Below are 13,056 nucleotides of genomic sequence, written 5' to 3'. Positions count from 1 at the left end.
AATCCATGCAGTTCCACCACCACGGCTACGTCTCGGGTGACCCCCGCGTCCAGCCCGCCGCGGGCACCGGTCTGAACAGGCCCGATGACCTTCCGGGCGTCGTCGACGTGCTCATCGTCGGATCCGGTCCCGCCGGCATGCTGCTCGCGGCGCAGATGTCGCAGTTCCCCGGCCTCACGACGCGGCTGATCGAGCGCCGTGACGGCCGACTCCCGCTCGGCCAGGCCGACGGCATCCAGCCCCGGAGCGTCGAGACCTTCCAGGCGTTCGGGTTCGCCGAGCGGATCGTCGCCGAGGCCTACAACATCGGGTGGATGAACTTCTGGGGCCCCGATCCCGCCGACCCGACGCGGATCGTCCGCACGGCGCGCACGGAGGACTACGGCTACAAGATCAGCGAATTCCCGCACCTCATCGTCAACCAGGCGCGGGTGCTGGACTACTTCGCCGAGGCGGCGGCGCTCGGCCCCGCACGCATCGCCCCCGACTACGGCGTCGAGTTCCTCGGCCTCACCGTCGACGACTCCGACGACGACGCCGACCACCCCGTCGAGGTGCGCGTGCGCCACGTCGCCGGCCCCCGCGCGGGGGAGGAGCGCACGATCCGCGCCCGCTACGTCGTCGGATGCGACGGCGCCCGCAGCCGGGTCCGCGAGGCGATCGGACGCACGCACGTCGGAAGCGCCGCCCAGCACGCCTGGGGCGTCATGGACGTGCTCGTCGACACCGACTTCCCCGACTGGCGCATCAAGTGCGCCATCTCAGCCGAAGCGGGCGCGATCCTCCACATCCCGCGCGAGGGCGGCTACCTCAGCCGCATGTACATCGACCTCGGCGAAGTCGCCGCCGACGACAACCACCGCGTCCGCGAGACGCCGATCGACGAGATCATCCGTCGCGCCAACGCGATCCTCCACCCCTACTCGATCGACGTGAAGCAGGTCGCGTGGCACAGCGTCTACGAGGTCGGGCACCGGGTGACCGACGGGTTCGACGATGTCGCCCCCGGAGACGACCGCGACCCGCGCGTCTTCCTCACCGGCGACGCCTGTCATACCCACAGCGCGAAGGCGGGGCAGGGCATGAACGTGTCCATGCAGGACGGGTTCAACCTGGGCTGGAAGCTCGGTCACGTCCTCACGGGCCTCGCCCCGGCATCGCTCCTGCGCACCTATGACGCCGAACGCAAGCCCGTCGCCCAGCAGCTCATCGACTTCGACCGCGAGTGGTCCTCCCTCATGGCGCGCAAGCCCGCAGAGATCTCCGACCCGCAGGACCTCGCGACCTACTACCTCGGCACCGCCGAGTTCCCGTCGGGTTTCATGACGCACTACGCGCCGTCGCAGATCGTGGGGGATGCTGCGCACCAGCGACTCGCGGAGGGCTACCCGGTGGGGATGCGGTTCAAGAGCTCCGAGGTGGTGAAGGTCGCCGACGGCAACCCCGTTCACCTCGGACACCATGCCAAGGCCGACGGGCGCTGGCGCATCTACGCCTTTGCCGACCGACCCGCCGCCGGTGAGCCGTCGGCGCTGACCGAATGGGCCGCGTGGCTGAACGCCCCCGACGGGCCGGTGCGGCGCCACACCCCACCGGCTGCCGACCTCGACGCCGTGTTCGATGTCAAGGCGGTCTACCAGCAGCCGTTCGAGGAGGTCGAGCTCGCCGCGGTGCCTGCGATCTTCCGGCCGCGCTCGGGCCCCCTCGGCCTCGTCGATCAGGAGAAGGTCTTCGCCGCGGCCCCGAGCGCGTGGACCCGCACCGACATCTTCGACGAACGGGGTCTGTCGCGCGACGGCGTCGTCGTCGTCGTGCGCCCCGATCAATATGTCGCGGCGGTCCTGCCGCTGAGCGCCACCGCCGAGCTGAACCAGTTCCTCGCCGGTGCCTTCCTGCCGCAGCGCGAGCGTGCCGCCGCGGGTGCGACGGCGGGGTGAGGCATCCCTCCCCTTGGTGCTTTTTTCGCCACTGTGCACACCGCACGGATGGCGACCGTCCGTGATGTATATCGGAGCCCCCGCCGACACCCGGGCACAATGACCACGACCACCCCCGATCCCGAGGAGTCCCATGACCGCCGATCGTGAAGCCGCTCTGCTCGCCGAGGTGCCCGACGGGCTGTTCATCGGCGGGGTGTGGCGCCCCGCCTCGGAGGGTCGCACGCTCCGCGTCTTCGACCCCGCCACCGGCGAGGCGGTGAAGACCATCGCCGATGCCTCGGTCGACGACGGCAAGGCGGCTTTGGATGCCGCGGTCGCGGCGTTCCCGGAGTGGTCGCGCACCCCGGCGCGCGAGCGCGCCGAGCTGCTGCGTCGCACCTTCGACCTCCTCCAGGAGCGCAAGGAGGACATCGCGCTCCTCATGACGATCGAGATGGGCAAGCCTCTGGCCGAGGCCCGGGGAGAGGTCGTCTACGGCGGCGAGTTCATCCGGTGGTTCAGCGAAGAGGCGGCCCACGTGCAGGGGCGCTACGGGGCGAACCCCGAGGGTACCGGTCGCATGATCGTCTCGCAGCACCCGGTGGGTCCCTGCTACCTCATCACCCCGTGGAACTTCCCTCTCGCCATGGCCACCCGCAAGATCGCTCCGGCGCTCGCCGCCGGCTGCACCGTGGTCATCAAGCCCGCCGAGCTCACCCCGCTGACGACGCTGTTCTTCGTCAAGCTCCTCGAAGAGGCCGGCCTCCCGGCGGGTGTCGTCAACGTCCTCACCACCTCGAGCTCGGGCAAGGTCTCCGAACCGATCATCCGCGACCCCCGACTGCGGAAGCTCTCGTTCACCGGGTCGACGCCGGTGGGCCAGCGGCTGCTCGAGCAGGCCGCCGAGGGGGTCCTGCGCACCTCGATGGAACTCGGCGGCAACGCCCCGTTCGTCGTGTTCGACGACGCCGATCTCGACAAGGCGGTCGAGGGGGCGATGGCGGCGAAGTTCCGCAACATCGGCCAGGCCTGCACCGCCGCCAACCGCTTCATCGTGCACCGCTCCGTCGCCGACGAGTTCGCCCGGCGCGTGACCGAGCGGGTGCAGAATTTCCGGATCGGTCGCGGGACCGAGGATGGTGTGACGATCGGTCCGCTCATCGACGACCGGGCGGTGGCCAAGGCCGCGGCGCTCGTCGAGGACGCGGTCAGCCGCGGTGCCGAGCTGCGCACCGGCGGCAAGGCCGTCGACGGCCCGGGCACCTTCTACGAGCCGACGGTGGTCTCGGATGTGCGGCCGGGCAGCGACATCCTGCGTGAGGAGATCTTCGGACCGGTGCTCGCGATCATCCCGTTCGACGACGAAGACGATGCCGTGCGCATCGCCAACGACACAGAGTACGGCCTCGTCTCCTACGTCTACACCGAGAACCTCGCGCGTGGGCAGCGGATGATCGAGCGGCTCGAGACGGGGATGATGGGGCTCAACATGGGTGTCGTCTCCAACGCCGCCGCCCCCTTCGGCGGGTGGAAATTCTCCGGCCTCGGGCGCGAGGGCGGCGCCGAGGGCATCCACGAGTACCTGCAGACGAAGTACACGCTCACTCCGAACCCGTTCGCCTGAGCGCCGCGGGCGGCGCGCCGCCCCCGAAGAACGGCATGGTCCGCGCTGTGATCGTCGCCGACGGTCGGGTGGCGGGAATCTGGACGCCCGCGCAGGGGGCGGCGGGCATCGAGCTGTTCGGCGATCCCCGATTGACCGAAGACCAGGCGCGCGCCGCGGTCGCGCGATTCACCGCCTTCCGCTCCGGGTGACGCGGGCCGACGCCTACTCCGCCGGCGAATGGCGCTCGAGGAAGGCGTAGACCTCGGTGTCGTCGACGCCGGGGAAGGCGCCCCGGGGGAGGGGGGAGAACATGTGCTGATGCACGCGCGCGCTCGGCCAGGCCTTGCCGCTCCAGCGGGAGGCGACGTCGGCGGGCGGGCGCCGGCAGCACGACTCATCCGGACAGGTGGAGGTCGCCCGCGTCGCCGTCTCCCTGCCGCGGAACCATTTCGCGTCGTCGAAGGGGACGCCGACGGTGATCGAGAACTCCCCCTCTCCGGTCACGCCGGTCTGCGTCGAGCACCAGAAGGTGCCCGCGGGGGTGTCGGTGTACTGGTAGTGCTCGGTGGTGCGGTTCTGCTCCTCGAATGCGGAGCGCGCCGACCACTGCCGACACACGATCTGCCCCTCGACCGACCCCGTGACATCCATCGGCACCGGGAGGTCGTCGTTCTCGTACACCCGAGAGATTCCGCCGTTGCCGTCCACGCGAAGGAAGTGCAGGCGGATGCCCAGGTGATGGGTGAGCAGGTTCGTCAGACGCATCGCCGCAGCCTCGTGGGTCACCCCGAACGCGTCGCGGAAGTCTTCGACGGCGAGGTTGCGGTCCTTCTTCGCCTGCTGCAGGAAGGACACCGCGGCGGTCTGGGGCATCAGACAGCACGCGGCGTAGTAGTTGATCTCCAGACGCTGCTGCAGGAAGTCGGCGTAGTCGGTGGGGCGCTCGTGCCCCAGCAGGCGGTGGGCCATCGCCTGCAGGGCCATGGAGCGCAGACCGTGTCCGCCGGGAATCGAGGCGGGCGGAAGATAGATGCGGCCGTGCTCGAGGTCGGTGACCGACCGCGCGGAGTGCGGCAGGTCGTTGACGTAGATCAGCTCGAAGCCGAGCTGCTCGGCCATGATGCTCACCGTGCGGTGGGTGAGCGCGCCCGAGACGTGTCCGGCTGCCCGGAGCTGCTTCTCGGCGAGGCGTTCGATGTCGGGGAGGTAGTTGTCGACGTCGCGCATCCGCACCCGGAGTTCGGTGTTGGCGCGGCGGGCCTCCTCCGGGGTCGCGATCGCTTCGCGCTCGCGGCGCTGCAGCTCGCGATGCAGCGCAAGGATCGATTCGAGAGTCTCATCGGTCATCGATTTCGTGACCTTGACGGGGCTGACCCCGAGCTGGCGGAACACCGGGCTCGCCTGCGCCTGGGCGAGCTCGATCTCCAGCGCAGCGCGGCGGTTGGGGGGTTCGGTGGAGAGCAGATCGGTGACCTCGACGCCGGTGGCCGAGGCGATCGCCTGCAGCAGGGAGAGCTTCGGCTCGCGCTTGCCGTTCTCGATGAGGCTCAGCTGGCTTCCGGCGACACCGACCAGTTCGCCGAGCTCGTCCAGCGTGTAGCCGCGGGCCAGCCGATGGTGCCGGATGCGGTGGCCGAGCGTCGTGAGGTGAAGCGGAGCGGACGAGGTCGCGAGGGGAAGCGCCATGATTTGAGGATAGCGAAAGAATCAGGTTTCTTGCGTGGACCTTTTTGATAAACACGGGGGCGCAGCCCGGGATAGTGGAGGAACACCAGGTTTCATGCCGACATCGAGGGAGCTTTCATGGCCATCGCCGACATCTTCTCGCGCACCGCACCCACCGCGACTGTCGACCGGGACTCCCGCGCCTATGGTGCTCGCCCGACGATCGGCGGCGAAGGGATGGCCGAGCTCGAGGCCTGGGTCGAAGAGATCGCCACCCTCACCCAGCCCGACCGCATCCACTGGGTCGACGGATCGCGCGGCGAGAACGACGCGCTGCTTCGCCAGATGGTCGACGAGGGCAAGCTCATCAAGCTCAACCCCGAGTGGCGGCCGGGTTCGTACCTCGCCCGCTCGCACCCGAGCGATGTCGCCCGCACCGAGGCCCGCACCTTCATCGCGTCCGAGCTCGAAGAAGACGCCGGCCCGACGAACAACTGGGCTCCTCCGGCGGAGATCCGCGCCACGATCACCCCCCTGTTCGAGGGATCGATGCGTGGACGCACGATGTACGTCGTGCCCTTCTCGATGGGCCCGGTCGGCGGCCCGCTGTCGCACATCGGGGTTCAGGTGACCGACAGCGCCTACGCCGTGGCATCCATCGGGATCATGACCCGAGTGGGCACGCAGGTGCTGCGCGAGATCGCCGCGGGCAAGCCCTGGGTGAAGACTGTCCACTCGGTCGGTGCCCCCCTGGGGCCCGGCGAGCCCGACGTGGCGTGGCCGTGCAACGACGAGAAGTACATCGTCCACTTCCCCGACACGCTCGAGGTGTGGTCGTTCGGGTCGGGATACGGCGGCAACGCGATCCTGGCGAAGAAGTGCTTCGCGCTGCGGATCGCCTCGGTCATCGGCCGCGACGAGGGCTGGCTGGCCGAGCACATGCTGCTCATCCGCGTGATCGACCCGGCCGGTCGGGCCTACCACGTCGCCGCGGCGTTCCCCTCGGCGTGCGGCAAGACCAACCTCGCGATGCTGCGGCCGACCATTCCGGGATGGCGCGTGGAGACCCTCGGCGACGACATCGCGTGGCTTCGCCCCGGCGAGGACGGGCGCCTGTGGGCGATCAACCCCGAGGCGGGCTTCTTCGGCGTCGCCCCCGGCACCGGTGAGTCGACCAACGTCACCGCCGTCGAGACGCTGTGGGGCAACACGATCTTCACGAACGTCGCGCTCCGTCCCGACGGCGACGTCTGGTGGGAGGGGCTCACCGACACCCCGCCGGCGGAGCTCACCGACTGGGAGGGCAACCCCTGGACGCCCGAGAGCGGCCGACCCGCCGCGCACCCCAATTCGCGCTTCACCGTCGGCGCCGCTCAGTGCCCCCAGATCGCCGAGGACTGGGACGCCCCGCAGGGCGTGCCGCTGGATGCGATCCTCTTCGGGGGCCGCCGCGCCACCAACGTCCCGCTCGTGGTCGAGGCCACCGACTGGACCCACGGGGTGTTCATGGGCGCGACCATCTCGTCGGAGCGCACCGCGGCCGCCGAGGGAACCGTCGGAGAGCTTCGCCGCGACCCGTTCGCGATGCTGCCGTTCTGCGGCTACAACATGGCCGACTACTTCGGGCACTGGCTGAAGGTCGGCCAGAAGCTCCGCTTCGACCGCGCGCCCCGCATCTTCCAGGTCAACTGGTTCCGGAAGGGGCCTGACGGCCGGTTCCTCTGGCCCGGATTCGGCGACAACGCCCGGGTCATCGACTGGATCATCCGCCGTATCGAGGGCGAGGTCCCCGCGGTCGACAGCCCGGTCGGGCGCCTGCCGCGCATCGAAGACCTCGATGTCGACGGCATCGACGTCTCGACCGCCGACCTCGAGCGCCTCTTCGCCATCGACCCGCAGTCGTGGTTGAAGGAGGCCGACCTCACCGACGAGTTCTTCCGCACGTTCGAGGGACGCATCCCCGCGGCGTTGTACGCCGAGCTCGCGGCGCTGCGGTACCGCCTCCAGCGGGCCTGACCCCGCGTCACACCAGGAGCTGGTGGCGGGCGAGGTCGCGGTACAGCGGCGTCGTCTCCACCAGCTCCCCGTGTGTGCCCTGGCCGACCACGCGGCCGTGGTCGAGCACCACGATGAGGTCGCTGTCAACGACGGTCGACAGCCGGTGCGCGATCACGATGAGCGTGCGACCCGCCGCGACTGCGTCGATCGCATCGCGCATGCGCTGCTCGTTCAGGCCGTCGAGGGACGAGGTCGATTCGTCCAGCAGCAGAATCGGCGGCGCGGCGAGCAGGGCCCGCGCGATCGCGAGACGCTGACGCTCTCCGCCGGAGAGCATCACGCCGCTCTCACCGACGGGTGCCTCGAGCCCGAGCGGGCTCCGCTCCAGCACTTCGCCGAGGTTCACGGCCCGCAGCACCCGCTCGCACTCGGCGTCCGAAGCGTCGGGCGCCGCAAGTCGCAGATTCTCGGCGATCGTGCCGGCGAGGGTCGGCGCGTCCTGCTCCACGTACCCGAGCTGCGCGCGAAGCGCCGCCCGGTCCAGAGCCCGGACGTCCTGTCCGTCGAGCAGGATCGCCCCAGCGGTCGGGTCGTAGAAGCGCTCGATGAGGGCGAGGGTCGTGCTCTTCCCGGCTCCCGACGGTCCGACCAGGGCCACACGCGCGCCGCGCGGCACACGGAACGACACCCCGCGCAGCACCTCGCCGTCGGCCGCACCCGGCTCGGACGCCGCGCTCGCGGCATCCTGATCCTCATCGCGGACGACCTCGATGGCGGAGGTGCCGACGTGCGCTGCTTCGAGGAGGGCCTTCGCCTCCTGCTCGGCGCTCCGTCGTGCCGCGATGACGTTCTCCGGGTAGGAGAAGTGCACATCGACGAACTCGATCGCCGCCGGCTCTTCACCCGGTGCGGTCGCCGACCGGGGCGTCGCGGGCAGGCTCGCCGCGATGCGGGTGTCGTCCGACGTCTCGGTGGGGAGGTCGAGCACCTCCTGGATGCGCCCGAGCGCGCCGAGTGCCTGGTTCACCGAGGTGATGGCGCCGAAGAAGGTCGCCAGGGGACCGACGAGAAGGAACAGGAAGATGACGAAGGTCACGAGGCTCGCCACCGAGATGGCGCCCGAGGCCACGCGGAACCCGCCGAGCCCGAGGACGACGAGGAGCGACACCTGGAGGGCGATCCCCGCAACCGGGACGACGAGGGCCGAGACCTTCGCGATGCGCACGCCCACGTGGTACACCTCGGTCGCGACGCCGGTGATCGCCTCGGTCTCGCGCTCGGTTGCTCCGGCGGCGCGCACGGTGCGGATGGAGCCGACGGCACGCTCGACGCCCGAGGCCAGCTCGCCCACCTTCTCCTGCTGCGCCTGGGTGGCGCGGCGGATCCGCCCGCTGAGGATGACGACGGCCGCGACGGAGACCCCGAGCACCAGGACGATGGCCCCGAGCAGGGCGGGGTCGATGATCGCCATGCCGATCACCGCGCCGACGAAGATGAGCGAGTTGCCGACGGCGTCGGCGAGTCCCTGGGTGAGCACGGCGTACAACAGCGTGGTGTCGGTGCCCACCCGGGAGACGAGGTCGCCGGTGCGGCGCGAGTCGAACTCGCTGATGGGGAGACGGAGGATCCGCGCGACGAGCTTCCGGCGGCTGGAGTAGACCACCGCCGTGCCGGTGCGCTGCAGGAGGTAGTGCTGGTAGCCGCCGATGAGCGAGGCGGCGATGACGAGCGCCACGATGCCCCAGACCAGGAGGCCGAGGGTCTCACCTGCCTGCACCCGCTCGATCACCTGGCCGACGAGCACCGGCTGGCCGAGGGTCGCCACTGCGCCGATGATGCTGAGGATCGCGACGACCACGAGCACGCCCTTGTGCTCCAGGAGGAAGGGGATCAGCTGCGTGAGGCTCGCGCGGGGCCCCTCCTGGGTTGCTCCGCGGCGGCCGCGGCGGCGGGATGGACGGGTGCTGTCTGACATGGGGATGCTCCGGGGGTGAGGCTCAGCTACGACCGTACTTCTTGTGGGCTGCCTGTTTGCTCACACCGAGTGCCCCGGCGATGGCCTGCCAGGAGTATCCGAGCGTGCGCGCGCGGCGCACCTGCACCTCCTCGGCGCGCGACAGCTCGACGCGGACCCCCGCGAGTCGTCGCAGTTCGGCAATGGGCTCCGGATCGGGCGCCGACCCGATCAGGGTGCGCAGGTCGTCGCTGGACACGGTCTCTCTCCCTCTCGGCCGCGGCGCGGCATCCGTCGTCAACCGTAGGTGACGTTCTCCGCCTTGTCAACCGAGGTTGACGCGCGTCCGCGCCCGGCGCCGCGCCCGCCTCCGCCCTCGCGTCCGCCCCTCGCCGGGCTCCCTCTCCCGCTTCGTTCGTCGCAGATGTACGCGATCGAGCGGGAAAGGCGTGCATATGCGACGAACGAACGCGTGCCAGCGGCCCCGGGGGACGTGAGCCGCCGCTACTACCACCGGCTTGCCCCCCAGGTCACCGTCCCCTGCCTCGTTCGTCGCAGATGTACGCGATCGGGCGGGTGAGGCGTGCATATGCGACGAACGAACGGGTGCCAGGCGCCCGGGGGACGTGAGCCGCCGCCACAACCACCGGCTCGCTCCCCAGTCGCTGTCCCCTGCCTCGTTCGTCGCAGATGTACACGTTCGGGCGGGTGACGCGTGCATATGCGACGAGCGAGCGGGATAGGGCGGAGTCGACGCTCAAGCGCCCGCCATCGCACCCGCCGCGCCCCTGCGGCCGGCCCACGCGACTGCCCACCGCCGCCCCAGCCGACGGCCCCCGGCCGCCCCACGCGGCCGCCCACGGCCCCGCCCCGGGCCACCCCCACGCGACTTCGTTCGTCGCAGATGTACGCCGGAGGGCGCCCGTGGCGTGCATATGCGACGAACGAAGCGGGGAACGGAGGAAGAGGGCGACGAACGAAGCGGCGGAAGCGGAGAAAGAGACGGGCGATGGATGCGCGGGGCGGCGGGAAAGAAAGAGAACGGATGCCGCGGGGGCGGCCGGTCAGCCGCCGTCCACCGTGTCGGAGGTCGCGGGTAGGGTGGTCCGGTGCCTGAGCCCGTGATCCGCGCCGGGAACCTCGTGAAGACGTATTCGTCGAAGGGGAAGCCCGACTTCGTCGCCGTCGACGGGCTGTCGTTCGATGTCGCGCCCGGCGAGTCCTTCGGGCTCCTCGGGCCCAACGGCGCCGGCAAATCGACCACCATGAAGATGATCGGCGCCGTGTCGACGCGCACGCGCGGAGAGCTGAGCATCCTGGGGCTCGACCCCGACCGGTATGGCCCCGAGATCCGCTCCCGCCTGGGTGTCGTGCCGCAGCAGGACAACCTCGACGCCGAGCTCAACGCCCGCGAGAACCTCTACATCTACGGTCGCTACTTCGGTCTGCCGAGCAAGGTGTGCCACGAGAAGGCCGACGAGCTGCTGGCGTTCGCGCAGCTCGAAGACAAGGCCAAGAACAAGGTCGAGCAGCTGTCGGGCGGGATGAAGCGCCGCCTCACTATCGCGCGCGGCCTTATCAACGACCCGCGCATCCTGCTTCTCGACGAACCGACCACGGGCCTTGATCCCCAGGCCCGGCACGTGCTGTGGGACCGCCTGTTCCGCCTGAAGGAGCGCGGCACCACGCTGGTGCTCACGACCCACTACATGGACGAGGCCGAGCAACTCTGCGACCGCCTGATCGTCGTCGACAAGGGCCGCATCATGGCCGAGGGGACACCGGCATCGCTCATCCGCGAGCACTCCAGTCGTGAGGTCCTCGAGGTGCGCTTCGGCTCCGACCGCAACGAGCAGGTCGCACCGCAGCTGCAGGGCCTCGGCGACAGTGTCGAGGTGCTCCCGGATCGCATCCTCATCTACGCCGACAACGGCGAGCGGGCACTCGAGCGCGTCACGCAGCTCGGCTTCGAGCCCGTCACCTCGCTCGTGCGTCGCTCCAGCCTCGAAGACGTCTTCCTGCGCCTGACCGGAAGGTCGCTGATCGAATGAGCGCCGACCCGAACAGCGCCGGTGCGATGAGCGCCGGCCCGAACAGCGCCGGCCCGACGAGCGCCCAGGCGACCGCGAAGGTCGCCCAGCCGAGCCTCGACGAGCTGCGGGCCGAAGCGATGGCGTGGGGACGCAAGCCCCGCGCTTACGGCTCGTGGTACGTCACCGAGCACATGGTGCGCGCGATGCGCGCCTACGGCTGGACCATCGTGGTCGGTGCCCTCGGCCAGCCGATCGTGTACCTCCTGGGCCTCGGCCTAGGCTTGGCGGCGCTGATCGACGCGCCGGTCTCTGACGGCGGCGTCACCGTCGACTACGTCGTGTTCGTGGCGCCCGCGCTCCTCATGACCGCGACCATCGCCGTCGCGAGCGAGGAGTTCACCTACCCGGTGATGGCGGGGTTCAAGTGGCGACGCTACTTCTACGGGTTCAACGCGTCGGCGCTGTCCTCGCCGCAGATCGCCCACGGTGTGATCCTGGGCGCCACCGCCCGCATGGTCGTGGTGGGAGCGGCCTACTACGTCTTCCTCGTGCTCTTCCAGGCGATCCCGAACCCCGAGACGGGCTGGATCTCGATCTTCATCTCGATCCTCGCGGGGCTCGCCTTCGGGGTGCCGATCATGGCCTACGCCGGATCGATCGAAGACGACAAAGGGCAGTTCGCTCTCGTGCAGCGCTTCATCTTCATGCCGATGTTCCTCTTCTCCGGCACGTTCTACCCGCTGTCCACGCTCGGCTGGCTGCAGGTGATCGGCTGGATCTCGCCGCTCTGGCACGCCACCGAGCTCGGGCGACTCGTCACCTACGGCCGGCCCGAGAGCCTCCTGATGATCGGGGTGCACATCCTGTACCTCGTCGTCCTCACCGTCGGCGCCGCGTTCCTCGCGCGCCGGATCTTCGTGCGGAGGCTCGCGAAATGACCGCCACCGCCATCGCTGCAGAGCCCCGCGCCCGCGCCGGAGGAGTCCGGTCGCTCTGGGCCGGCAACCCGCAGGCCGTCGTGCAGCGCGGCCTCATCGCGGCGCGCTCGTCGAACTGGATCGTCGTGCTCTCGGGCTTCTTCGAGCCAGTCTTCTACCTCCTCTCGATGGGGGTCGGACTGGGCGCGCTCATCGGCGACGTCACGACCGCCTCGGGCCTGGAGGTGTCCTACGCCGCCTTCATCGCCCCCGCACTCCTGGCGGTCTCGGCCATGAACGGCGCCGTGTATGACTCGACCTGGAACGTCTTCTTCAAGCTCAACTACGGCAAGCTCTACGAGGGCATGCTGGCGACCTCGCTCGGACCACTCGACGTGGCGCTGGGAGAGATCCTCTACGCGCTGCTCCGCGGACTCGTCTACGCCAGCGGGTTCATGGTGATCATGCAGTTCGCGGGGCTGAACCTCGCCTGGACGGCCATTCTCGCCATCCCCGCGGTCCTCCTCATCGCGTTCGGGTTCGCAAGCCTCGGGATGGCGATCACGAGCTACATGAAGGCGTTCCAGCACATGGACTGGATCAACTTCGTGATGCTGCCGATGTTCCTGTTCTCGGCGACGTTCTATCCGCTGAGCGTCTACCCCGACTGGCTCGTTCCCGTCATCCAGGCTCTTCCGCTCTGGCACGGCGTCGAGCTCCTCCGCGGTCTCACCCTCGGCGATCTCAGCTGGGGGATGCTCTGGCACGTGCTCTACTTCGTCGTGATGATCGCGGTCGGCCTGATCTTCACCACGAAGCGCCTGCGCGCCCTCTTCCTCGACTGATATGTAGGGCTTTCTGTCAAGTGGGCAGGGTGAAGCGCCGCCGGGCTGGCTGCTCGGCGGCGCTTCTTCGTCCGGGTGGCGGGGGCCGGGGGTGCGGCGTGTCTTTCGACGCGTGGTCA

At 69.8% G+C, this 13,056-nt stretch carries 10 protein-coding genes; 7 read left to right on the top strand and 3 right to left on the bottom strand.

Translation table 11 applies throughout. The features are described 5' to 3' along the window. Positions 1-5: 5 nt before the first annotated feature. The 3 genes from MA875_RS13020 to MA875_RS13010 all read left to right on the top strand — a co-directional run bounded on the left by MA875_RS13020 (position 6) and on the right by MA875_RS13010 (position 3,734). Entirely contained in the window at positions 6-1,937 is a 1,932-nt protein-coding gene (locus tag MA875_RS13020; RefSeq protein ID WP_248242684.1) for an FAD-dependent monooxygenase, read from the top strand. A gap of 133 nt (positions 1,938-2,070) precedes the next feature. Further along, positions 2,071-3,543, top strand: a complete 1,473-nt coding sequence (locus tag MA875_RS13015; protein ID WP_248242683.1) for an NAD-dependent succinate-semialdehyde dehydrogenase — start codon at positions 2,071-2,073, stop codon at positions 3,541-3,543. A 35-nt stretch (positions 3,544-3,578) separates the two neighbouring features. Further along, the gene (locus MA875_RS13010; RefSeq protein WP_248242682.1) at positions 3,579-3,734 is read left to right on the top strand and encodes a hypothetical protein; all 156 of its coding nucleotides are present in this window, start codon (positions 3,579-3,581) and stop codon (positions 3,732-3,734) included. Positions 3,735-3,747: 13 nt separating this feature from the next. Here MA875_RS13010 and MA875_RS13005 read toward each other — a convergent pair whose 3' ends face one another. Next, complete coding sequence (locus MA875_RS13005) at positions 3,748-5,211, bottom strand: XRE family transcriptional regulator (protein ID WP_248242681.1); 1,464 nt, start codon at positions 5,209-5,211, stop codon at positions 3,748-3,750. A gap of 117 nt (positions 5,212-5,328) precedes the next feature. On the opposite strand from MA875_RS13005, the gene MA875_RS13000 reads away from it, so the two are divergent. Next, entirely contained in the window at positions 5,329-7,206 is a 1,878-nt protein-coding gene (locus tag MA875_RS13000) for a phosphoenolpyruvate carboxykinase (GTP) (protein ID WP_248242680.1), read from the top strand. Between the two features lie 7 nt (positions 7,207-7,213). On the opposite strand, the gene MA875_RS12995 is transcribed toward MA875_RS13000, so the two are convergent. Continuing rightward, the gene (locus MA875_RS12995; protein WP_248242679.1) at positions 7,214-9,163 is read right to left on the bottom strand and encodes an ABC transporter ATP-binding protein; all 1,950 of its coding nucleotides are present in this window, start codon (positions 9,161-9,163) and stop codon (positions 7,214-7,216) included. Positions 9,164-9,185: 22 nt separating this feature from the next. Then, a complete protein-coding gene (locus MA875_RS12990) occupies positions 9,186-9,401 on the bottom strand; it encodes an AsnC family protein (RefSeq protein WP_372492580.1) in 216 nt (71 codons plus the stop codon). Between the two features lie 850 nt (positions 9,402-10,251). Between MA875_RS12990 and MA875_RS12985 the strand changes: the two genes are divergently transcribed. From MA875_RS12985 to MA875_RS12975, 3 genes are read left to right on the top strand one after another with little or no spacing between them, the layout of a single operon-like run. Further along, positions 10,252-11,193, top strand: a complete 942-nt coding sequence (locus tag MA875_RS12985; protein WP_248242678.1) for an ABC transporter ATP-binding protein — start codon at positions 10,252-10,254, stop codon at positions 11,191-11,193. A 26-nt stretch (positions 11,194-11,219) separates the two neighbouring features. Continuing rightward, on the top strand, positions 11,220-12,113 hold the full coding sequence (locus MA875_RS12980; protein ID WP_372492584.1) for an ABC transporter permease: 894 nt from the start codon (positions 11,220-11,222) through the stop codon (positions 12,111-12,113). Next, complete coding sequence (locus tag MA875_RS12975) at positions 12,110-12,937, top strand: ABC transporter permease (RefSeq protein ID WP_248242677.1); 828 nt, start codon at positions 12,110-12,112, stop codon at positions 12,935-12,937. The genes MA875_RS12980 and MA875_RS12975 overlap by 4 nt, the downstream gene beginning before the upstream one ends. The last annotated feature ends 119 nt before the right edge of the window (positions 12,938-13,056 follow it).

It is taken from the genome of Microbacterium kunmingense (genome assembly GCF_023155745.1).
Lineage (GTDB): Bacteria > Actinomycetota > Actinomycetes > Actinomycetales > Microbacteriaceae > Microbacterium > Microbacterium kunmingense.
Note: the sequence above shows the minus strand (reverse complement) of the source record. Positions and strands in the feature narration are given on the sequence as shown.

Excerpts from the sequence above, each read along its gene's own strand:
- MA875_RS13020 (WP_248242684.1), top strand. The coding sequence starts at position 6 with ATGCAGTTCCACCACCACGGCTACGTCTCGGGTGACCCCCGCGTCCAG.
- MA875_RS13015 (WP_248242683.1), top strand. The coding sequence starts at position 2,071 with ATGACCGCCGATCGTGAAGCCGCTCTGCTCGCCGAGGTGCCCGACGGG.
- MA875_RS13010 (WP_248242682.1), top strand. The coding sequence starts at position 3,579 with ATGGTCCGCGCTGTGATCGTCGCCGACGGTCGGGTGGCGGGAATCTGG.
- MA875_RS13005 (WP_248242681.1), bottom strand. The coding sequence starts at position 5,211 with ATGGCGCTTCCCCTCGCGACCTCGTCCGCTCCGCTTCACCTCACGACG.
- MA875_RS13000 (WP_248242680.1), top strand. The coding sequence starts at position 5,329 with ATGGCCATCGCCGACATCTTCTCGCGCACCGCACCCACCGCGACTGTC.
- MA875_RS12995 (WP_248242679.1), bottom strand. The coding sequence starts at position 9,163 with ATGTCAGACAGCACCCGTCCATCCCGCCGCCGCGGCCGCCGCGGAGCA.
- MA875_RS12980 (WP_372492584.1), top strand. The coding sequence starts at position 11,220 with ATGAGCGCCGGCCCGAACAGCGCCGGCCCGACGAGCGCCCAGGCGACC.
- MA875_RS12975 (WP_248242677.1), top strand. The coding sequence starts at position 12,110 with ATGACCGCCACCGCCATCGCTGCAGAGCCCCGCGCCCGCGCCGGAGGA.